Annotated in this window: 18 protein-coding genes and 1 other RNA gene; 7 read left to right on the forward strand and 12 right to left on the reverse strand. The window is 62.4% G+C overall.

Annotated features, from left to right (window positions below; genetic code table 11):
• The first annotated feature begins 115 nt into the window (after nt 1-115).
• Complete coding sequence (locus tag ACUN0E_RS24755; RefSeq protein WP_408333857.1) at nt 116-832, forward strand: DUF2968 domain-containing protein; 717 nt, start codon at nt 116-118, stop codon at nt 830-832.
• A 73-nt stretch (nt 833-905) separates the two neighbouring features.
• On the opposite strand, the gene ACUN0E_RS24760 is transcribed toward ACUN0E_RS24755, so the two are convergent.
• Nucleotides 906-2,087 carry a hypothetical protein gene (locus ACUN0E_RS24760; RefSeq protein WP_445568245.1) on the reverse strand — a complete coding sequence of 394 codons (1,182 nt, stop codon included), beginning with the start codon at nt 2,085-2,087 and terminating at the stop codon, nt 906-908.
• Between the two features lie 279 nt (nt 2,088-2,366).
• The gene (locus ACUN0E_RS24765) at nt 2,367-2,891 is read right to left on the reverse strand and encodes a GNAT family N-acetyltransferase (RefSeq protein WP_408222414.1); all 525 of its coding nucleotides are present in this window, start codon (nt 2,889-2,891) and stop codon (nt 2,367-2,369) included.
• Nucleotides 2,892-3,198: 307 nt separating this feature from the next.
• On the opposite strand from ACUN0E_RS24765, the gene ACUN0E_RS24770 reads away from it, so the two are divergent.
• On the forward strand, nt 3,199-4,500 hold the full coding sequence (locus ACUN0E_RS24770) for an MFS transporter (RefSeq protein ID WP_445568246.1): 1,302 nt from the start codon (nt 3,199-3,201) through the stop codon (nt 4,498-4,500).
• 123 nt (nt 4,501-4,623) lie between these two features.
• Here ACUN0E_RS24770 and ACUN0E_RS24775 read toward each other — a convergent pair whose 3' ends face one another.
• Nucleotides 4,624-6,471 carry a tetratricopeptide repeat protein gene (locus ACUN0E_RS24775; protein ID WP_445568247.1) on the reverse strand — a complete coding sequence of 616 codons (1,848 nt, stop codon included), beginning with the start codon at nt 6,469-6,471 and terminating at the stop codon, nt 4,624-4,626.
• A 139-nt stretch (nt 6,472-6,610) separates the two neighbouring features.
• Here ACUN0E_RS24775 and ACUN0E_RS24780 point away from each other — a divergent pair, with 139 nt between their 5' ends.
• The 3 genes from ACUN0E_RS24780 to ACUN0E_RS24790 all read left to right on the forward strand — a co-directional run bounded on the left by ACUN0E_RS24780 (nt 6,611) and on the right by ACUN0E_RS24790 (nt 10,049).
• A complete protein-coding gene (locus ACUN0E_RS24780) occupies nt 6,611-6,958 on the forward strand; it encodes an ArsR/SmtB family transcription factor (protein WP_445568248.1) in 348 nt (115 codons plus the stop codon).
• Complete coding sequence (locus tag ACUN0E_RS24785) at nt 6,955-8,256, forward strand: cation diffusion facilitator family transporter (protein ID WP_445568249.1); 1,302 nt, start codon at nt 6,955-6,957, stop codon at nt 8,254-8,256. The genes ACUN0E_RS24780 and ACUN0E_RS24785 overlap by 4 nt, the downstream gene beginning before the upstream one ends.
• A gap of 68 nt (nt 8,257-8,324) precedes the next feature.
• Nucleotides 8,325-10,049, forward strand: a complete 1,725-nt coding sequence (locus ACUN0E_RS24790) for an FAD-dependent monooxygenase (protein ID WP_445568250.1) — start codon at nt 8,325-8,327, stop codon at nt 10,047-10,049.
• Nucleotides 10,050-10,158: 109 nt separating this feature from the next.
• Here ACUN0E_RS24790 and ACUN0E_RS24795 read toward each other — a convergent pair whose 3' ends face one another.
• Genes ACUN0E_RS24795 through ACUN0E_RS24810 form a run of 4 tightly spaced genes read right to left on the reverse strand, consistent with a single transcriptional unit; the run spans nt 10,159 to nt 15,438 of the window.
• A complete protein-coding gene (locus ACUN0E_RS24795; RefSeq protein ID WP_408222403.1) occupies nt 10,159-10,410 on the reverse strand; it encodes a formate dehydrogenase subunit delta in 252 nt (83 codons plus the stop codon).
• 8 nt (nt 10,411-10,418) lie between these two features.
• Complete coding sequence (gene fdhF / locus ACUN0E_RS24800) at nt 10,419-13,370, reverse strand: formate dehydrogenase subunit alpha (protein ID WP_445568251.1); 2,952 nt, start codon at nt 13,368-13,370, stop codon at nt 10,419-10,421.
• 14 nt (nt 13,371-13,384) lie between these two features.
• A complete protein-coding gene (locus tag ACUN0E_RS24805; RefSeq protein ID WP_445568252.1) occupies nt 13,385-14,956 on the reverse strand; it encodes a formate dehydrogenase beta subunit in 1,572 nt (523 codons plus the stop codon).
• Nucleotides 14,953-15,438, reverse strand: coding sequence for an NAD(P)H-dependent oxidoreductase subunit E (locus ACUN0E_RS24810; protein WP_445568253.1), 486 nt, complete (start codon nt 15,436-15,438; stop codon nt 14,953-14,955). Before ACUN0E_RS24810 ends, ACUN0E_RS24805 begins: the two co-directional genes overlap by 4 nt.
• Before the next feature lie 133 nt (nt 15,439-15,571).
• Between ACUN0E_RS24810 and ACUN0E_RS24815 the strand changes: the two genes are divergently transcribed.
• Nucleotides 15,572-16,651 carry a substrate-binding domain-containing protein gene (locus ACUN0E_RS24815; RefSeq protein WP_408222395.1) on the forward strand — a complete coding sequence of 360 codons (1,080 nt, stop codon included), beginning with the start codon at nt 15,572-15,574 and terminating at the stop codon, nt 16,649-16,651.
• Nucleotides 16,652-16,760: 109 nt separating this feature from the next.
• Complete coding sequence (locus ACUN0E_RS24820; RefSeq protein ID WP_408222393.1) at nt 16,761-17,027, forward strand: hypothetical protein; 267 nt, start codon at nt 16,761-16,763, stop codon at nt 17,025-17,027.
• A gap of 128 nt (nt 17,028-17,155) precedes the next feature.
• On the opposite strand, the gene ACUN0E_RS24825 is transcribed toward ACUN0E_RS24820, so the two are convergent.
• From ACUN0E_RS24825 to ompA, 5 genes are all read right to left on the reverse strand, one after another.
• The gene (locus tag ACUN0E_RS24825; RefSeq protein ID WP_445568254.1) at nt 17,156-17,524 is read right to left on the reverse strand and encodes a COG4315 family predicted lipoprotein; all 369 of its coding nucleotides are present in this window, start codon (nt 17,522-17,524) and stop codon (nt 17,156-17,158) included.
• Between the two features lie 246 nt (nt 17,525-17,770).
• Nucleotides 17,771-18,140: a transfer-messenger RNA gene (ssrA, locus tag ACUN0E_RS24830) on the reverse strand.
• 174 nt (nt 18,141-18,314) lie between these two features.
• Nucleotides 18,315-19,028 carry a phosphoglycolate phosphatase gene (gene gph / locus ACUN0E_RS24835; RefSeq protein ID WP_445568255.1) on the reverse strand — a complete coding sequence of 238 codons (714 nt, stop codon included), beginning with the start codon at nt 19,026-19,028 and terminating at the stop codon, nt 18,315-18,317.
• A 32-nt stretch (nt 19,029-19,060) separates the two neighbouring features.
• Nucleotides 19,061-19,759: a bifunctional 2-polyprenyl-6-hydroxyphenol methylase/3-demethylubiquinol 3-O-methyltransferase UbiG gene (gene ubiG / locus ACUN0E_RS24840; protein WP_408222375.1), complete on the reverse strand. Its 699-nt coding sequence runs from the start codon at nt 19,757-19,759 to the stop codon at nt 19,061-19,063.
• Between the two features lie 221 nt (nt 19,760-19,980).
• Nucleotides 19,981-20,628, reverse strand: a complete 648-nt coding sequence (ompA, locus tag ACUN0E_RS24845; protein WP_028200089.1) for an outer membrane protein OmpA — start codon at nt 20,626-20,628, stop codon at nt 19,981-19,983.
• Between the last annotated feature and the right edge of the window lie 215 nt (nt 20,629-20,843).

Here is a 20,843-nt window from a genome sequence, read left to right on the forward strand (position 1 = left end):
CGTTATCGATTTATCTCAATTTAAAGTCCGTCTGTGCGACATCTGAATGCTTCGCTTAACGGCTAATCCGCGCGATAATCTGCGGCTGTTTTGGATTTGCATGGAGCATGCACGTATGAAGTACCCCTTAATTGTACGGCGCGCCATGCTGCTCGCGGCCTCGTGTGCGCTGTTGCAGCATGGTGGCTTCGTGCTGGCAGCGCAAGGCGACGAGGCCGCACCGCTGGTCGGCACACGGCCGGCCATGAACACGCTAACGCCGCAACCGGTCGCCGCCGCACTGCGCAGCGCGGCATCAAACACGCCGGTTACCGCCGGTGAGGCACAAGGTAACGTCGCCGAACTGATGCAGATGATTCACGACGCCAGGCTGAGCGAATTGCGCACCACGTATAACGGCAGTTACGGCGCGAGTCTGTTCTTCTATCCGCAGGAGATGACGTACTACGTCGCGCTCTTTCAGGACAAGCATTTCTGGCGCGTAATCAAGTCGGAGGATGTCGGCCGGGCGGAAGCAGTTTATGCCGGCTTCGTCCAGCAGACGGCGCAACTGGCGGACGTCGAGATTCGCCGCACGCAGTTGCAGGCGCAGAAGGCGTATATCGAAGACATCATCGCGTTGTCGGAAGATCGCGCGAAACGCTTGCAGGCCGATCTCGACGTTGCGCGTACGCAGCAGGCCAAGGTCAACGACTACCAGCGGCAGACGCAAGGCGAGGCGGTTGCGCTGCACGCGGAAAAGGAAAAGGCGCAGGCGCAGTTGCGTCAGGTGCAGGGCGAAGTGATGCAGTTGCAGCGGCAAACCGAGTTTGGATTGCCAACGCAGAAGTAGGCGCGTGAGCATAAAAAACCCGGCCATTCATGGCCGGGTTTTTTTATGACTTGATTTTGCGACAACGAGGCGCTTACTTCGCGAACTGATCGGGAACCTCGGTTACGCGGCGTTGCGACATGTGGTCGATCCATTCTGTGCCACCCATGCCAGGTGAATTAAGCGACGAAGCAGGGCGCGACGGCGGCGCAATATTGCGCAGGTGTGTGCCGGCTGACGTGATTATCGACGCGTATTCGTCGGTGCCGAGCTGCGACGGCGCGATTGGCGAGTAAGGACCCGCCGACGATGGCTTCGGTGACGTTCGTTGTGCGGTCGCCGGCACTGCAATCTGCGGCACTTCGTAGTTCGTTGGCGACATGTTTGGCGGCCGCGTCGCGATGGTGGTCTGCGAACTGCGGTCGCTTCTTTCGTACAGGCTCGCGGGGCCTTTGCGTTGCTTATCCTGGCGGCGCGATACATTGGTGCCGATTGCAGCACGTGCCGGCCTTGCCTTGACTGGAGTGACGATTTCCGTGGCGGGGCTTGCCGTGATATCGCGTAACGGAACCGTGGCTGGTGCGTTCGGCAAAATTTCAGGCGATGCGGGTACAGATGCGCGTGCGGATCCAGGCGCGCCTGCCGCATGCACGGGCGACGACGCGGCGCTCGGCGTAAGTCCCGCTGCACGGTTGTTAGCGGTTGGGTGTGGATTGACGGTGGCATCAGGCGAGAGGCGATTCGCCAACTGCGCCTCCTGGCGGAGTGGGATCTGGCCCGCTGGCTTGACATCGCTAACTGAGTGACGCTGCGCCAGATGACCAGATGCAATCCAGGCAAGCATCGCGGCGCCACCGAGTGCACAGGCGCCGCCCGCCAGCGCGCCCCAATGTATTGACCCGCCGCGCGGCGATGCCGGAGCGGCCGGCATGCTAACCGGCGAGAAAGGCGCGGTTTCTGCGGGCGCTCGCAAAGATTCGTCGACCGGTGCGTCGAACACGGTTGTCGAGGTAGCCGGCGGGATGAAACCTGTGGACGCTGCGGGCGGCTTGCGCAACGATTCCCACTGGCAGAGCGCGCGGATGGTTTCCGCGTTGAGACAAAAGGTACGCAACACGGCCGCATAGAGCGCCTTGAGTTCCGCCCGCAAGCTAGGTCCAGGCGGCAGCAGCGCCCAATCGCGGCCGAATGGCGCGGGCAGCAGGCGACAGAGCGGCGACAGGCTCGGCAACGCCATGGAGCCTTCGATGAGGGTGAGGGGAATAGTGGTTGACATCGGTTTCTTCGCAGCGCCTCGTAAAGGGGCCGCGGACTGGCGGCTCAGGGGGCTCTGGCTTCTGGGCGAGGCGTGTGAAACGCGGTCGCAACGCCGTGTGAAAACGGCGTACTCAGGTCGAGCACGCCGCCGCATAAGCGGTCACTGTGAAGCCATCGGGGTGCTGAAGATGATGCCTGGAAGTGGCTGAACTAACGATCGGATTGTTCCGAAAAAGAAGCGCCGTTCCGTCCTGAGTCGGATCCGCTTTGGACGGCGATCAAACCAGGCATGCCTGGTTCATCGATCCAGCCGGTACACATAGCGCAATGCAGTAATATCCACGCCGCCCATATGATCCGGTTCTGCGCCGACGAACCGCCAGCCTTGTCTTTCATAAAAGCCGATCGCCGGTGTGTTGCCTTCGAGCACGTAAAGGTACAACTGCGTCTCTCCTTGCGCGCGAGCCCAGTCTTCGGCTGCACGCATCAACAGCTTGCCTGCGCCAATGCCCTGGTGCGCAGGCAGCGCGTGCAGGTTGTCGAGCAGCACGCCCCACGCGGACTCCGGTTGCCGTTCGACACAGACGAAACCGACCGGCTCGCCCGCGAGCTCGGCGATCAGGATGATGCGGCGCTCGCCGCCGGGTGCGCACAGGCGTGCTTCCCAATAGGCGGCGCGCTCCCGCGTCACTTCGCCGTCGAGGAATGCGTCGGGCAACAGGCCGCGATAGGTAGCCTGCCAGCTGGTGCTATGGATCGAGGCGATCAGCGCTGCATCCGCAAGGGTCGCAGGGCGCAGCGAAAGTGCTCGGGAGGTTTGCATCGGGATGGTGTTCAACGGGAATTGCCTGTCTGCGAAAAGTTTACCGCAAGGGTGAACCGGCGTTGTCTGTAATGAAACTGTATGGAATACGCGACAGTGCCATGAACGGTAACATTACGTGTTGCGGGCTCCGGGTGTTTCACAACGTTTACCCTGATACCGTCTAAATGCGTTCAGCATGAAAATGCAGCGCCCCCGGCGCGTTCCAAATTAACCTGCCTGTGGCATCCGCTTGCCGAACGCAGTGGATCGTTTCAACTGCCTGAGCGCCGCCTGTCTGCGTGGCGACGGGCTTACAGAGAATGTCATGTCTACTGCGTCACACGCCGCTTCCTCATCCCAGGAATCCAAGGTCAAGACAGTTTTCCGCGTCGTCAGCGGCAACTTTCTTGAGATGTACGACTTCATGGTCTACGGCTATTACGCGTCCGCGATTGCCAAGACCTATTTCCCGAGTGGCAACGAATTCGCCTCGCTGATGCTGTCGCTGTCGGTATTCGGCGCGGGCTTCCTGATGCGGCCGCTTGGCGCAATCGTGCTGGGTGCCTACATCGACCATCACGGCCGGCGCAAAGGCCTGATCCTTACGCTTGGGCTGATGGCGCTCGGCACGCTCACGGTCGCCGCGATTCCCGGCTACGCGACCATCGGTGTGCTGGCCCCGGCGCTCGTGCTGTTTGGCCGGCTGCTGCAAGGCTTCTCCGCAGGGGTCGAACTGGGCGGCGTGTCGGTCTACCTGTCGGAGATCGCAACCAAGGGCAACAAGGGCTTCTATTGCGCGTGGCAGTCGGGTAGCCAGCAGGTTGCGGTGGTGTTCGCCGCGCTGATCGGCGTGTTCCTGAACAAGTTGTTGCCGGCCGACCAGATGACGGCCTGGGGTTGGCGCGTGCCGTTCCTGATCGGCTGCCTGATCGTGCCGTTCCTGTTCATGATTCGCCGTTCGTTGCAGGAAACCGAGGAATTCAAGGCGCGCAAGCATCATCCGAGCATGGGCGAGATCATGAAGACGATGGCCGCGAACTGGGGCATCGTGCTGGGCGGTATGGGCATGGTCATCATGACCACCGTGTCGTTCTACATGATCACGGCCTACACGCCGACCTTCGGCAAGGAAGTGCTGAAGCTCTCGTCGATCGATACGCTCGTCGTCACCGTCTGTATCGGTCTGTCGAACCTGGTCTGGCTGCCGCTCGCGGGCGCATTGTCGGACCGCATCGGCCGCCGTCCGGTATTGCTGGCCTTCACGATCCTGACGATCGTCACCGCGTACCCGGCATTGCAATGGCTGGTCGCCGAGCCGTCGTTCGTTCGCCTGCTGGTGGTCGAGCTGTGGTTGTCGTTCCTGTACGGCAGCTACAACGGTGCGATGGTAGTGGCGTTGACCGAAGTGATGCCGGTCGAGGTTCGGACCGCGGGTTTCTCGCTGGCCTACAGCCTTGCTACGACGATCGGCGGCTTCACGCCGGCCATCTCCACGCTGCTGATTCACACCACGGGTAACAAGGCCGCGCCGGGCCTGTTCCTGGGCGCGGCGGCGATCTGCGGGTTGGTCGCGACGCTGATGTTGTATCGCACGCCGGAGTCGCGCAATCAGTATCGAACGGCTTAAGGGTAAGGTTTACCGCTCGTCCGGATAAACCATCCGGACAAACAAAAAACCCCGCGTTCTCACGAGCGCGGGGTTTTTTGTTGGACGTTGCATCGGCAATGGATTTCGCTGGGCCTGGCCCAGTTAGCCGCGGCGCAATTCGTTCGCCACCGCCTCCACCACATCGCCCCACGCGCCGGGTTGCAGCTGGCGCAGCAGCGTTACGCCCGGATACCACGGACTGCGCGTCTCGCCGACGAACCAGCGCCAATCCGCAGCGAACGGCAGCATCAGCCACAGCGGCTTTTTCAGTGCGCCGGTGAGGTGAGCGATCGACGTATCGATCGACACAACCGCGTCGAGCCGCTCGATGATTGCCGCAGTATCCGCAAAATCGCCGATCCGTTTACCCATGCGATGAATCGACGCCGCGTGTGGATGCGCGTCGAGCGCCGCATGTTCCTCGGCGCTCAGTTCAGGTTGCAACACGATCCAGTCGATCCCTTCAAGCGCGAACAGCGGAGCGAGCGCGGCGAGCGGCATCGAACGGGTTTCGTTCTGCTGGATACGTCCTGACCACGCAATGCCGATCTTGCGCTTCGCGTGACCGCCGAGCGAACCGCGCCATTTGCGGCCGTAAGCCGGCGGCGCGCTGAGGTAGGGCGTGCGGGCGGGAATCGTATCGTAGGTTGTGCCGAGCGCGAGCGGCAAACTCAGCAGCGGGCATTGCAGATCCGCCGCTGGACGCGGTGCGCCCTGGGCGATCAGCGTCACACGCCAGGCTTGCGCGGCCGGTGCAAGCAGCGGCAGCAGTTGCGGCTGCACTTCAAGTACCACGCGCGCCGCACGCTGCGCGGCCATTGGCACGAAGCGCACAAATTGCAACGTATCGCCGAAACCCTGCTCGGCATGGACAAGGAGCGTGCGTTGTTCGATTGGCTCGCCGTGCCAGCGCGGCAATGTCTGGATGACCGGCTGCGCGGTGATCTGCAGTCGCCATTCGTATTCCGGCAGCCCACGCGTGAAATCGCGCAACGCAAGCCATGCAAGCGCGCGGTTCATGTGCGCGGACGCGAGATCGGGGCGCAAGCGCAACGCCTGATCGAATGCCCGCACGGCGGCGGCGTGCGCGTTCAGCGCCTGGTGTGCCGTGCCGAGACTCAGCCAGGCGAGCGCGAATTGCGGATCGAGGCCGACCGCCCGCTCGAGATACGGCAGCGCTTGCGCATGGCGTCCCAGCGCCGCGAGCGCGTTGCCGAGCCCGAAAATGGTGGGCGGCAGGTTCGGCTGCAAGGCGAACGCCGCCTGGAAAGAGGCGACCGCTTCTTCGTGGCGGTCAGTGGCGTCGAACGTGTTGGCGAGGTTGAAGTGCGCGGCGACGAAACGTGGTTCGGCGGCCAGCGCCGCCTGAAAGCACGGAATCGCCTCGTCCGCGCGGTCAAGTGCGTTCAGCGACATGCCCATGTTGTTGAGCGCGCCCGCATGACCGGGGCGTAATTCGAGCGCGCGCTGGAACGACGTGATCGCATCCGTATGACGGCCGAGCGCATGCAATGCGTTGCCGAGATTGTTGTGCGACGAGGCGTCGTTCGGTTGCAGGCGCAACGATTTCTCGAACGCGTCGGCGGCGTCTTCGTGGCGGCCGACCGATGCGTACGCATTGCCCAGGTTGTAGTGCGCCATCGGGAAGGACGGCGCAAGCGTAAGCGCATTGCGGAACTGTTCGATGGCGTCGTCGATCTTGCCCAGCGCCTTCAGTGCGTTGCCGAGGTTCAGTTGCAGCGCGGCGTCTTCCGGGCGCAGGTTCACTGCGCGCCGCACAAGCTCGGCGGCTTCGGCGTGCTGGCCCTGCTGGTGGCGCAGGACGCCCAGCAGGTGCAATGCGTCGACGTGCACGGGATTGCCGTCGAGTGTCGCGCGGTAGCCGCGTTCGGCGTCGTCGAGACGGCCGTCACGATGCGCCGCGAAAGCGCGGTCAAATACTTGTTGCATGACGGAGGGAAGGCATTTCGGGTGGGGCGGACGCCGCATTTTCCCACACTCGCCGGGTCGCCCTCAGATTTGACCTGTTGTTTCAATATCTATAACATGTGAACACTTGTTCACATGTGTGCTGATGATGCCGCTTGCCATGGATTCCACGATATCGCCTGTCAGTTTTGAGGACCGCCCGGTGGAGGCGATCGTGCCGCTGGCCGACCTGTTTCGCCTGCTTGGCGATCCAACGCGCTTGCGCATCGTGCTCGCGTGCGTTGACGAACGCCGTGCGGTCGGTGCGATTGCGGAGGGGCTGGGCTTGTCGTCGTCGCTGGTGAGCCACCATCTGCGGCTGTTGCGCGCGGCGCGGATCGTGCGCGCGGAGCGGCAGGGCAAGCAGGTGTTCTATCTTGCCGCCGATCGTCACATCAGCGCGATGCTGGCCGGTATGCTCGAGCATGTGGCCGAGCCGGCCGGCGAATTTCCTCTGGACCCGTCATGAAGAAACCCACTACGCCGAACCGGCCCGCTGAAGAACGCGAGGACGACCACGCGCCAGTCTGGCTCGATGGGGAATTCGACGGGACCGACGGCGAAGATGCGCAGGCCGAGGGGAAAGAGCGCGGTGCTGATGGTCAAGTCGGGCATCGCCATGACGTGGCTCGTCCCGATGCTGGCGATGCGTATGAGAGCAGTGCGGGGGAACACGGAGCGCTCGGGCGAGATTCACACGATGACGATGCGGACCACGGCCACGAGCATGGTCACGGCCACGACCATGATCACAGCCGCGGCGTCGGCGGCCACAAAGGCCATAGCCATGGCGACCACGATCACAGTAGCCACGACCAACACGACCACGATCACGATAGCCACGCCAGCCACAACCACAGCCACGCCGGCCATCACCATGCCCATGCACCCGTTGCAGGCCATGGCCGCGCCTTCGCACTCGCCGTCGCACTGAATGTAGCGATCGTGCTGGTTCAAGCCGTCTACGGCGTGATCGCGCATTCGACCGCGCTGCTCGCCGACGCGGGCCACAATCTCTCCGATGTGCTCGGCTTGCTGCTCGCCTGGGGCGCAACCTGGCTCGCCACGCGCCGTCCGTCGGCACGCTATACATTTGGCTATGGCAGTTCGTCGATCCTGGCGTCGCTCGCCAACGCCGGGTTGTTGCTCTTCGCATGCGGCGTGATCGTTGCCGAGGCAATCGGACGCCTGATGAGCCCGGCACCGGTTGCGGGACTCGTGGTGTTCGTCGTCGCGACGGTCGGCGTGGTCGTGAACGGCTTCTCGGCGTGGCTCTTCATGCGCGGCCAGAAGGAAGACCTGAACATACGCGGCGCATTCCTGCATATGGCCGCGGACGCCGGCATCTCGGCCGCGGTCGCGATCAGCGGTCTCGTGATTCTCTATACCAACTGGACGTGGCTCGACCCGGTGATGAGCCTGCTGGTGGTCGCGGTGGTGGTGGCCGGCACGTGGGGCCTGCTGCGCGATTCGGTGCGCATGGCGCTCGACGCCGTGCCGCCCGGCGTCGACCTGCAGCATATCCGCGACTATCTCGCCGGACAGCCCGGCGTCACCGACGTGCACGACCTGCACGTCTGGGCGCTGTCGACTACCGGCAATGCGCTCAGCGCGCATCTGGTGATGCCGGCAGGCCATCCCGGTGACGAGTCGATCGACGGCATCGTCATCACACTGCGCGAACGTTTTTCGATGCAGCACGCCACACTGCAAGTCGACCTCGGTACCACGGTGCATCAATGCGCGCTGGATCATCCGCACGATTGATGCGGCGCACCGTTGAGCGGACTATCGGCGGCGTACACTAGAACGTACTGTGGTCTCCGGAGTTCCGCATGGACGCTGCCGCACACGGTGCGTCGCCGGTGCTGATCGTTGGGGCGGGGCCGACCGGGCTCGCCGCGGCAATGAGTCTGGCGCGTGCCCACATCCCCGTGCGTCTGATCGACAAAGCGCTGCAACCGAACCCGTATTCGCGGGCCATCGGCATTCAGGCGCGCACGCTCGAACTGTTTGAACAACATCGGCTGATCGAGCCGTTTCTCGAACTCGGTCATCGCGCGCGCATCGCCAATCTTTTTTCCAATGGCATGCGTCTCGCACGCCTCGATTTCGATCCGCTGCATACGCGCTATCCGTATCTGCTGTTTCTCGATCAATCCGTGACCGAACGTCTGCTGACGGAACATCTCGCGACGCTCGGCGTGACGGTCGAACGCGGCGTTGAGCTGGCGATGTTCTCGCAGGGCTCCGCCAGTATTCAGGCGACGTTGCGTCGCGCGGATGGCCATACGGAGACCCTGCGCCCGTCGTACATGATCGCCGCTGACGGTGCGCATAGCACGATCCGTCACCGGCTCGGTTTGAACTTTGTGGGCAACACTTTCGAGCAGACGTTCCTGCTTGCCGATCTGCGTGCCGAAACCGATTGGCCCGAAGATGAATTCCATATTTTCGCTTCAGGCGAGGGTCTCGTCGCGCTGTTTCCGATGGGCCATGGCCGCCATCGTCTGATTGCGGATCATCCCGTCGCACCGACCACGGTTCCGGAGCCGGCCACGCCGGCAGTGCTCGGTGAACCGTCGCTCAACCAGGTTTCGCCGCCGTCGCTGGACGAATGCAAGGCACTGATTGCCCAGCGTGTGCGGGAACGCGTTGAGGTGTCGGACCTGGCATGGTCGTCGTATTTTCATCTGAACAGCAGAATGGTGGAGAGACTGCGTGTCGGCCGCATCTTCCTCGCGGGCGACGCCGCTCACGTCCACAGTCCTGCCGGCGCACAAGGGATGAACACGGGTATTCAGGAAGCGTTCAATCTCGGCTGGAAGCTCGCACGCGTTTTGAACGGCGCGGCGCCTGACCGCCTGCTCGATACGTACCACCAGGAACGGCATCCGATCGAGCGCGACGTGCTGCGGCAAACCGGCTTCATCACGCATATGGCCGAGGCCGATCATGGACCGCTGAAGCTGCTGCGCGAGCGCGTGATGCCGGTGCTGGCCGCGCTCGGTCCGTTGCGCGATGCGGCGCGGATGACCATCAGCGAGTTGTCGATCCAGTATCGACGCAGTCCGCTGACGTTCGAGCGCGTTCTCGACGGTGGCCCGCGTGCCGGCGAGCGGGCGCCGGATGCGCTGGTGCATGTGCTGGATGGGCCACTTGGCCGCGCGCCGGGCGTCGGTTGTATTTTCGATCTGCACGATCCGGCGTTCTTCTCATTGTTCCTGCTGGTCCAGCCGCTGCCGGTCGACGAAACGCCGCTCGATCCTGCTGCGAAGCATGCGCTGCCGCCGGACCCGGAGCTGGAACGCCTGGCTGCGGAAGTCGAGAAGTTGCTGCCGGGTGCGGTGCGCATCTGGCGAGTGACCGATACGAGCGGCGAGGGCGCCCCGGCGCTGTCCGAATCGTATGGACGCACACGGCCGTCGTTCTATCTGGTGCGGCCGGACGGCTACATCAGCGCGCGCGGGCGCACTGGCTCCGATCTGCACGGCTTGCTGCGGCATTGCGAAGCGTGGTTCGCGGTGGGTGGGGTGATACCGGAGCAGGCGGCCCTGTGAGGCTGCTAACTGAAATGGCCGTCCGGGGTGGACCGTGAGGCGATCGTGTAAAGGCGGCCCGTGGCATGGGCCGCCTTGCGCACAGCAGATGCTGGGTGAACCGCGCCGTCTATACCGTAGAAAGTGCAGCCGGCGTGAGCCCGTCACGATGCTTGACGAGCGCTTCCCTGACAATGCTCGACATCTCGATGCCGCTCGCATCCGGCTCATCGAGCGCAGCCAGCAAAGCGCGTCGCATACGCGGCTCCCAGAAGCGGCGGATATGATCGGCGATGCCGGCGAGCGCTTCTTCGCGGTCCGGCATCGAATCGAAAAAGTCGCCGATCCGGTTCGCCATGTCGATCAGATTCTGATTGTCCATGGTTCGCCTCACTTACCCGACGTTGAGTTGGTCAACTCGCGATGCTTCAGCAGATCGAGCTGTTCCGTGTTGAAGCGCGAATAGTCCTTCTGCCATTGCGACGGTTGTTCGACCGGCATCACCTGCACCGCGGTCACCTTGTACTCAGGACAGTTGGTGGCCCAGTCCGAGCTATCGGTGGTGATCACGTTCGCACCCGATTCGGGGAAGTGGAATGTCGTATAGACGACGCCCGGTTGCATCCGCTCGGTCACTTTCGCGCGCAACACGGTTTGTCCCGCGCGCGATTCGATGCCGACCCAGTCGTCGGTCTTGATGCCGCGTTCCTCCGCATCGTGCGGATGCAGTTCCAGCCGGTCTTCGTCATGCCAGCGGGAATTCTCGGTGCGGCGCGTTTGCGCGCCGACGTTGTACTGCGACAGGATGCGGCCGGTCGTGAGCAGCAGCGGGAACTTACGCGTGACTTTTTCAGGCGTCGCGATGAACTTCGTAATCACGAACTTGCCCTTGCCGCGCACGAAGGCGTCGATGTGCATGGTCGGTGTACCGTCGGGTGCATTCTCGTTGCACGGCCACTGGATGCTGCCGAGCTCGTCGATCTTCTTGTACGACACGCCGTGGAAAGTCGGCGTGAGCCGCGCGATCTCGTCCATGATCTGCGACGGGTGGGTGTAGTCCATCTCGTAGCCAAGCGCGCGCGAGAGCAGGATCGTGGCTTCCCAGTCGGCATAGCCGGCGAGCGGAGGCATCACTTTGCGCACGCGCGAGATGCGGCGTTCGGCGTTCGTGAAGGTGCCGTCCTTCTCAAGGAACGTTGAGCCCGGCAACAACACGTGCGCGTACTTGGCCGTCTCGTTCAGGAAAATGTCCTGTACGACGATACATTCCATTGCGGATAGCGCCGCCGCCACATGATGCGTGTTGGGATCGGACTGCACGATGTCTTCGCCCTGGCAGTACAGGCCCATGAAGGTGCCGTGTACCGCGGCATCGAACATGTTCGGAATCCGCAGCCCCGGTTCGGGCTGCAACGTGACGTTCCATGCTTCTTCGAACAATGCGCGCGTGATCGAATCGCTGATATGACGATAACCCGGCAACTCGTGCGGGAACGAGCCCATGTCGCACGAACCCTGTACGTTGTTCTGGCCGCGCAGCGGATTCACGCCGACCCCTTCGCGGCCAATGTTGCCAGTCGCCATCGCCAGATTCGCGATGCCCATCACCATTGTCGAACCTTGCGCGTGTTCGGTGACGCCGAGGCCGTAGTAGATCGCGGCGTTGCCGCCCGTGGCGTAGACGCGTGCGGCCTCGCGAATGGATGCAGCGGGCACGCCGCTGAGTTCTTCCGTTGCTTCCGGCGCATTCTCGGGCAGGGCCACGAACGCACGCCATTGCTCGAACGCGCGGGTATCGCAGCGCTCGGCGATGAACGCTTCGTTCAGCAGCCCCTCGGTCACGATCACATGCGCGAGCGCATTGACCACCGCGACGTTGGTGCCCGGACGCAATTGCAAGTGATGCGACGCCTTCACGTGCGGCGTATCGACGATATCGATGCGGCGCGGATCGACGACGATCAGCTTCGCGCCTTCGCGGATGCGGCGCTTCATGCGTGAGCCGAACACCGGGTGGCCGTCGGTCGGATTCGCGCCGATCACCATGATCACGTCGGCCTTATCGACCGAGGCGAAGGTCTGTGTGCCAGCTGATTCGCCGAGTGTGGTCTTCAGGCCATAGCCGGTCGGCGAGTGGCACACGCGCGCGCAGGTGTCGACATTGTTGTTGCCGAACGCGGCGCGCACGAGCTTCTGTACGAGATACGTTTCCTCGTTCGTGCAACGCGACGACGTAATGCCGCCGATCGAATCGCGGCCGTGCTTCGCCTGAATGCGGCGGAATTCCGATGCCGCGTAACTGATTGCTTCTTCCCAGCTGACTTCGCGCCACGGATCGGTGATCTTCGCGCGGATCATCGGTTTGGTGATGCGGTCCTTGTGCGTCGCATAGCCCCATGCGAAGCGGCCCTTCACGCACGCGTGGCCTTCGTTCGCCTGGCCGTTCTTGTGCGGCACCATCCGTACGACCTGGTTGCCCTTCATCTCGGCCTTGAGTGAGCAGCCGACGCCGCAATACGCGCAGGTGGTCACGACCGAATGTTCGGCCTGGCCGAGCATGATGACGGTCTTTTCCTGCAAGGTCGCGGTCGGGCACGCGGCGACGCACGCGCCGCATGACACGCATTCCGATTCCATGAACGGCTGGTTTTCGCTTGCAGCGACGCGCGATTCGAAACCGCGTCCGGCGATCGTCAGCGCAAAGGTGCCTTGCGTTTCTTCGCACGCGCGTACGCAGCGATTGCAGACGATGCACTTCGACGGGTCGTACGTGAAGTACGGATTCGATTCGTCTTTCTTGTCCTTCAAGTGGTTTGCGCCATCGAAGCCGTAGCGTACTTCGCGCAAGCCGGTAACGCCCGCCATGTCCTGCAACTCGCAGTCGCCGTTGGCGGGGCAGGTCAGGCAGTCGAGCGGGTGATCGGAGATGTACAGCTCCATCACGTTACGGCGCAGCGATTGCAGACGATCGGTTTGCGTGCGGACCTTCATGCCGGCTTCGACGGGTGTCGTGCACGAAGCGGGGTAGCCGCGCTTGCCTTCGATCTCGACCAGACACAAACGGCACGAGCCGAACGGTTCGAGCGAATCGGTCGCGCAGAGCTTCGGCACATTGACGCCGGCTTCGACGGCGGCGCGCATCACGGAAGTGCCGGCCGGAACCGTCACCGCCTGGCCGTCGATTTCCAGCGTGATGTCGACGTCGGCATGACGCGCGGGTGTGCCGTAGTCGGTATCGTCAAAGAACGAACGGGGCGCAGGTTGTTGCGCTTGCGCTTGTGATTTGCACGCGCAATTGCCAGAGCCGCAGCCCCCGGCGGGGGAGTTGAGCATGTCGGACATGTGAGGCTCCTGGGTCAGGCCGCAGCCGCTTTGGGCGCGTGGTCGTGCACGTTATCGAGACCGAAGTCTTCGGGAAAATGGTCGAGCGCGGACAGTACCGGGAACGGCGTCATGCCGCCCATCGCGCAGAGCGAGCCGGACACCATCGTGTCGCACAGATCGCGCAGCAACTGTACTTGCCGCGTGGACGTATCGCCGTTGCGGATCCGTCCGATCACTTCGACGCCGCGCGTCGAGCCGATCCGGCACGGCGTGCATTTGCCGCACGATTCGAGCGCGCAGAAGTGCATCGCGTACTGCGCGAGTTCGGCGAGATTCGAGGTGTCGTCATGCACGACGATGCCGCCGTGGCCGACCACCGCGCCGACGGCCGCGTACGCTTCATAGTCCATGGGGATGTCCCACTGGCTTTCCGGCAGATAGGTGCCGAGCGGGCCGCCGACCTGCACTGCGCGCGCCGGGCGTCCGCTTGCCGTGCCGCCGCCGTAGTCGTAAAGCAGTTCACGCAGCGTGACGCCGAATGCCAGTTCGACCAGGCCGCCTTGCTTCACATTGCCGGCGAGCTGGAACGGCAGCGTGCCGCGCGAACGGCCCATGCCGAAGTCTTTATAGAAAGCAGCACCGCGCGCGAAGATGATGGGCACCGTCGCGAGCGTGATGACGTTGTTGATCACGGTCGGCTGGCCGTAGAGGCCGACCAGCGCCGGCACGGGCGGTTTTGCGCGCACGATGCCGCGTTTGCCTTCGAGCGATTCGAGCAGCGCGGTTTCCTCGCCGCAGACATAAGCGCCTGCGCCTTTCGCCACAAACAGCTCGAAGCGATGCGCCGCCGAGCCGAGCACGCTGTCACCGAGCCAGCCGGCGGTGCGCGCCCTGGCGATCGCAGCTTCGAGCGTTGCGATCGAGTGCGGATATTCGCTGCGCACGTAGATATAGCCGACCGTCGCGCCGGTCACGACGCCCGCAATGATCATCCCTTCGATCAGCACGTACGGATCGCTTTCCATGACGAGGCGGTCGGAGAAGGTGCCGGAGTCGCCTTCGTCCGCATTGCAGACGATATATTTCTGCGCCGCCTGGGCGCCGCGTACCGTGCGCCATTTGATGCCGGCGGGGAAGGCCGCGCCGCCGCGGCCGCGCAGGCCAGATTCGATCAGCGCTTCACAGGCGGCGTCGCCGTCTGTCTGCAACGCCTGCTTGAGACCTTCGAGGCCGCCGTGGGTAACGTAATCGTCGACAGAAAGCGGATCGGTGATGCCAATGCGCGCGAAGGTCAGGCGCTGCTGCTGCTTCAGATACGGTATTTCATCGACCACACCGACACGCTGCGCGTGCTCGCCGCCGGTGATAAAGCCGGCGTCGAATAGTGCTGCAACGTCGCTCTCTTCGACATTCGCATAGCCGACGCGGCCTTCGGCCGTCGCTACTTCGACGAGCGGTTCCAGCCACAGCAAACCGCGCGAACCGTTGCGGACCAGTTCGATTTCAATGCCGCGGCGTGTGGCTTCAGCTTCGATCGCTTGAGCCAGTGCATCCGCGCCAAGCGCCAATGCCGACGAATCACAGGGAACGTAGATGCGCGTCATGCCGTGACCTCCACGCATGTGCTGGCGGCTGCGAACAACGCGTCGAACTTTTGCGGCGAGACCTTGGCGTGCAAGGTGCCGTTGACCATCATCGCCGGTGACAGGGCGCATTGGCCGAGGCAATACACCGATTCCAGCTCGACCGTCGCGCCATGCCGATGCTCCGCATCAAAACGGCAGCCGGTGCGCGCCTCGATATGCTGCGCGAGCGCCTCAGTGCCCATGCTGCGGCATGCCTCGGCACGGCAAAGTTGCACCGTAACGGGCGCCGCGGGCTGCGTGCGGAAGTGGTGATAGTAGGTGATGACGCCGTGCACTTCCGCGCGCGACAGGTTCATGGCGCGCGCGAGAGGCGCAACCGTGTCGGGCGGTACGTAGCCGAGTTCGTCCTGAATCGCATGCAGTACCGCTAGCAGCGACATGCCCGGCTGCGCGTGACGCTGCACGAGCTGATCCGGTGCGGCGGCGATGGAATCGTCCAAGTGGGGCTCCTCCAAAGTCATATATGCACTTGTCATTCATAATGCGTGCATTTATGCTTCGTATATTCGATATGGGATAGCCGAACAATAGGCGGGTGATACGCCTCGTGCAATAGGAAATCATTGAACATATATGATCAGAATCGAGTGTCAGGCGCAGCTGGTTGTGAAGGGCCCGGATGGCCGCGAGGCAAGCCTGTCGGACGTGGTGCCGCTGCTCGCGCTGGTGGACGAATCCGGCAGCATCGCGCAGGCGGCGACGCTTAAGGGTTTGTCCTACCGTCATGCGTGGGGTTTGTTGCGCAGCATTGAGGAGCGTTTGGGTGGCGCGCTGATCGCGAAGGAGCGTGGGCGCGGCTCGGTGCTGTCCGAACTCGGTCAAGCCGTCTTGCGCGCGCAGCGTTTGTGCGGTGAGCGGCTCGACGGCAATATGCAGGCGCTCGCGAGCGAAGTCGCAAGCGACCTGAACCGCTGGCTCGCGCCACCCGCCGACGACGTGCGGATCTACGCGTCGCACGGTTACGCCGTGGCGGCGTTGGTGACGGCGCTGGTCGCGCACGATCAACCGGTCGACATCAAATACCGCGACAGCGCGGACGCTGTTAGCGCGCTCGCCCGTGGCGAATGTGATCTGGCCGGCTTCCACTTACCGCTAGGCGAGTTTCGCGCGGCGTGCGCCGATACGTATCGGCGCTGGCTCGATCCGCAGCGTCATGTGCTCGTGCACCTGACGAGGCGTAAGCAGGGTCTCTTTCTCGGCAAGGGCAATCCAAAAGGAATCGACGGCTTGAGCGACCTTGCGCGCGACGACATTCGCTTCGTCAATCGTCAGCCTGGTTCCGGCACGCGCATGCTGCTCGATCTCGCGCTACGAAAAGTCGGAGTCGATCCGGATCGGGTCAACGGTTATGCGTCGACGGAACTCACGCATTCGGCGATTGCGGCGTTCGTGGCGAGTGGCATGGCGGATGTGGGTTTCGGCGTGGAGCCGGCGGCGCATCACTTCGGGCTCGACTTCATACCGATCGTCGAGGAGGACTATTACTTCGCCTGCGACCGTGCCCGGTTGGAGCGCACGCCGCTTGCAATGGTGATCGGCTTGCTGCGCGGCGCGGCGTTCCGGCACAACGTCGATCAGCTCGAAGGTTACGATCCGCGCGATTGCGGCAAGCTGCTCGATCTCGACGTGGGGCTTGGCTTAAGCACGGTGTAAGCGACTGTAAACAAAATGATGCCGTTGCCGCTGCGCGGGGCGTTTGTTTGGGATAATCTCTAACCTTCCGCTTACGCCTTAACCGCGCGCCGTGCCGCGCTGAATCGATATGAAAGCTCTTCTTCACGCATGTGCTGCGGCAGCGACGGCCGGTGTGCTTCTCGCCACCGCTTCGGTTGCCTTCGCACAGAATTCGCCGGGTGTGCCGGGCGGTATCCTGCAAGATCAGTTCCGTCTTGCCGAACATCCCCAGATGCCGTTTGCGGCGTCAGCGCCCTCGGACAAATACCAGTCCAACAAAAAGTCAGCCATGCGCAAGCGCGGCGACAACGGCGATCCGAACGGTTGTAATCTGCAATGTCCTAAAGACGAATAAGCGCGAGTCAGCGCTTTCGTGTTCGTTTGTGAAACGCCGGCATGCTGCCGGCGTTTTTCGTTTGGGCGTTTGCTTGTGCTTTTTTATCGAGCTTGTCGGCTTTGGCCTCGTCGCTCAGCGGCTATCGGTCATGGCTTCGCCGTGTGCCACATATCCTTGAAGCCGTCTCCCTTCATTTCTCCCGCCTGCTTGTCTGCTGCGTAGCGATACAGCGGATGGCCTTTGTATGCCCATTGCTGTTTGCCGCCCGCGGAAGGGATCAGCGTCCATTCGCCTGACGGCTTGTCCGATGAGCTTGCCATGGCCGCCGGCCAGTTGCTCATGCAACCGCCGGTGCAGGCGCTCGCACCGGGCGTGGTGTCTTTGTCGAAGGTATAGAGCGTCATGCCGTCCGCGCTGACGAAGCGTCCGTCGACGATCTTTGGGGCTTCGGCAAAGGCAGTCTGTTGTAGTGCGAGGAGAGTCAGCGTGAAGAGGCAGAAGAGAGTCTTGCGCATGATGTCGGCCCCTGATTTTGGTGTTGGTCTCGCGCGGGACGCGGCATGCGGGTGCGCGCGGGGAATGAACGCTTGAACGGACGCGTTTATTCCGCTTGTCTTCGCGCGGCATTGATACCCGTCAGCAAAAAAGCCCGCTCGATGAGCGGGCCTTCTGTTGTCTGAGTAGCCAACAAAAAACCCGCAAGCAGCAGGCCGCTTACGGGTTTTCAGTGAGTCTTGATGGTGCAGCTTGAAACGGTGTTCTGGTGGAGGCGGCGGGAATCGAACCCGCGTCCAGAAGCACTCTACGACTAGTTCTACATACTTAGTTCTGTCATTTGATTTAACCACCATGACGCGGACGAACACGCTGCATGACGGCGATTCACTAGGTTTTCGACCTTGGCGTCGTGACGCCGCCAAGACTTAACTGACGTATATGACCTCTGTCGGTATTGCTACCGGTCTTGCGACTCTAGCCCGTCAGTGAACTAGGCAGAGGACGGCGGCCCTTAGGCTGCCAGTGCGAACGTTTCGTCGTTTGCAGTTACGTTTTTCCCATTGATTAACGAGGTGACGGGTCCTCGGTATGCCCTAGCCGCTTCGCGACCCCTGTCGAAACCAGGTCGCCCCCGCGGTTTGTTGGCCCAAACGTCTGGGCCAGCGTAGATTTTACAATAGTTTGACGGCCGCGTCCTGGCTGATTGCCTTGTTGCCGTGCCGGCTTCCTGCCGGGGCACGGTGGAGTGCCAGGACGGCGCATGTGTTGCTTGCGCCGCGTTTGCCGTGTTCACTGCACTGTATGTGTTCAGCCGATATCGCGCAGCAGCTTCTGCAATTCAGCGGGCGACTGCACGACATGCTGCGCGTGCCATTGCGCCGGTGGAATGTCGTTGCCGCAGTAGCCGTAGGCGGCCGCTATGGTCTTCATGCCGGCCGCGAAACCCGCTTGCACGTCACGCAGGTCGTCGCCGACGTAGACGATACGCTCCGGCAACACATCCAGCTCGCGCGCGGCATGCAACAAGGGGGCCGGGTGCGGCTTTGAATGGGGGGTCGTGTCGCCGCTCACCACGCAGCCCGCGCGCTCTTCGAGGCCGAGTTGTGCGATCAGCGGCTCGGTGAGCCTTGCCACCTTGTTCGTTACGATGCCCCAGCGCACGCCCCTTGCGTCGAGATCGTCGAGCAATTCGGCGATGCCGGGAAACAGCGTGGTCTCGATGCACAAGTCTGCTTCGTAGTTGGCGAGAAACTCCTCGCGCATCGACGCGAACTCGTGGTGCTCAGGGCCGATACGGAAGGCCCCGCCGATCAGCCCGCGCGCGCCCGCGGACGCGAGCGGCCGCAGGTCTTCGAGCGGCACCATATCGAGGCTGCGATCATGACGCATTTTGTTGACGGCGGCCGCCAGGTCGGGCGCGGTGTCAGCCAGCGTGCCGTCGAGGTCGAACAGGACAGCCTGGCAAAGACCAAGTGCGTCGTCAGTGTCTTCGCGCTGCGGCAGGGGCGTGGGATCGCTCATTGATTGATTGGGTCCGGGCAGGTCGGGGCGGATCAGACGTCGCGGCGGCAGGCGAGCATGTAGTTCACGCTCGTGTCGGCGGACAGCGCGAAATGCTTGCTGAGCGGGTTATAAACGATGCCTTTGATGTCGACTGTATGCAGATCGGCGGTGCGCACGAAGCCCGCCAATTCCGACGGACGGATGAAGCGTGCGTAGTCGTGCGTACCTTTGGGCAGCATCCGCGCTATATATTCCGCGCCGATCACCGCGAACAGATACGACTTCACGTTGCGGTTCAGTGTGGAGAAAAACACCCAGCCACCCGGTTTCACCAGTGTCTTGCAGGCCGCGACAATGGCGGCCGGTTCGGGCACGTGCTCGAGCATTTCCATGCAGGTGACGACGTCGTAAGTACCCGGTTCGCGGGCGGCGAGCGCCTCAGCAGCGATTTCTTCGTAATTAACGGTTACGCCACTTTCAAGGCTGTGAAGATCGGCCACTCCGAGCGCCTGGCTCGACAGATCGATTCCCTTCACGTGCGCGCCCAATCCTGCCATCGATTCCGACAGAATGCCGCCGCCGCAGCCGATATCCAGTACGGTTTTGCCGGCGAGATGCGCGTGCGCGTCGATCCAGCTCAGGCGGATCGGATTGAGTTCATGCAGCGGTTTGAATTCGGCATTCGGGTCCCACCAACGATGCGCAAGGTCGCTGAATTTCTGTAGTTCGTGGGGATCGGCGTTGGTCATAGCGGAAGCTGCCTCGATGAGAGCGTTGAGCGGGCGCTCGAGGATAAACCCTGAGTATATAGGCCGAGAGACAGAGCGGCAAAATGCCGCACAACGGCTGGCTAGTCCTGGTCTGCCAAGCGGGCGGGTGATGCTCGGAGGAGAAAGCGAGCCGCATCCGCCGCGTTGGCATAAAAAAAGCCCCGCCGAAGCGGGGCTTTGATACTGCGGTAATTTGTAGCTTACTGCTTCGAAGTACCGACAACTTCGACTTCCACGCGGCGATCCGGTGCGAGGCAGGCGATGAGTTGCTTGTGGTTCTTCTGGTTGCAACCGGTCGTGACCGGGTTGCGCTTGCCCTTGCCTTCCGTATAGATACGGTTGGATTCGATGCCCTTGCTGACGAGGTATGCCTTCACAGCTTGAGCACGGCGCAGCGACAGACGGTCGTTGTACTTGTCCGAACCGATACGGTCCGTGTAACCCGTTGCGACGACGACTTCGAGGTTCAGCGCGCCGATCTTCGATGCCAGATCGTCCAGCTTTTCCTTGCCAGCCGGCTTCAGGATAGCCTTGTCGAAGTCGAACAGAGCATCAGCTTGATACGTAATCTTTTGGCTCGTGATAGCCGGTGCAGGTGCGACCGGAGCCGGCGGGGTCGGAGCCTGGGCAACCAGGGCGCCATCGCACTTAGCGTTGGCCGTTGCCGGCGTCCAGAATGCATCGCGCCAGCAAAGCTCGTTCGTGCCGTTCATCCACACGTATTCGCCGGTACCATTCACCCAGTTGTCGTTCGTGGCTTGTCGCGACGCCGGCACCGACTGCGCCATGGCGGATGCAGCCATAACTGCGGTAGCTGCAATGAACGCGAGCTTTGAAAGTTTATTCATATTTCTCCTCTCGAAATTGAGATTACCGCAGGTTTACTGCGAGCCTGTTGACGAAGACAAGTCATACATTGCTCGAAGTATAACATCGGTGTAGAACAAAAAACGTGCTGTGTAGACTTCGAGCAGTGTCTAACTCTTTGTGCGTTGGCATTTTGCCATATCGTTCCCTTCCAACGATAAAAAAATCTGCCCCCGATCAAATCGCCCTCCAATTG

Source organism: Paraburkholderia sp. D1E, from assembly GCF_052682275.1.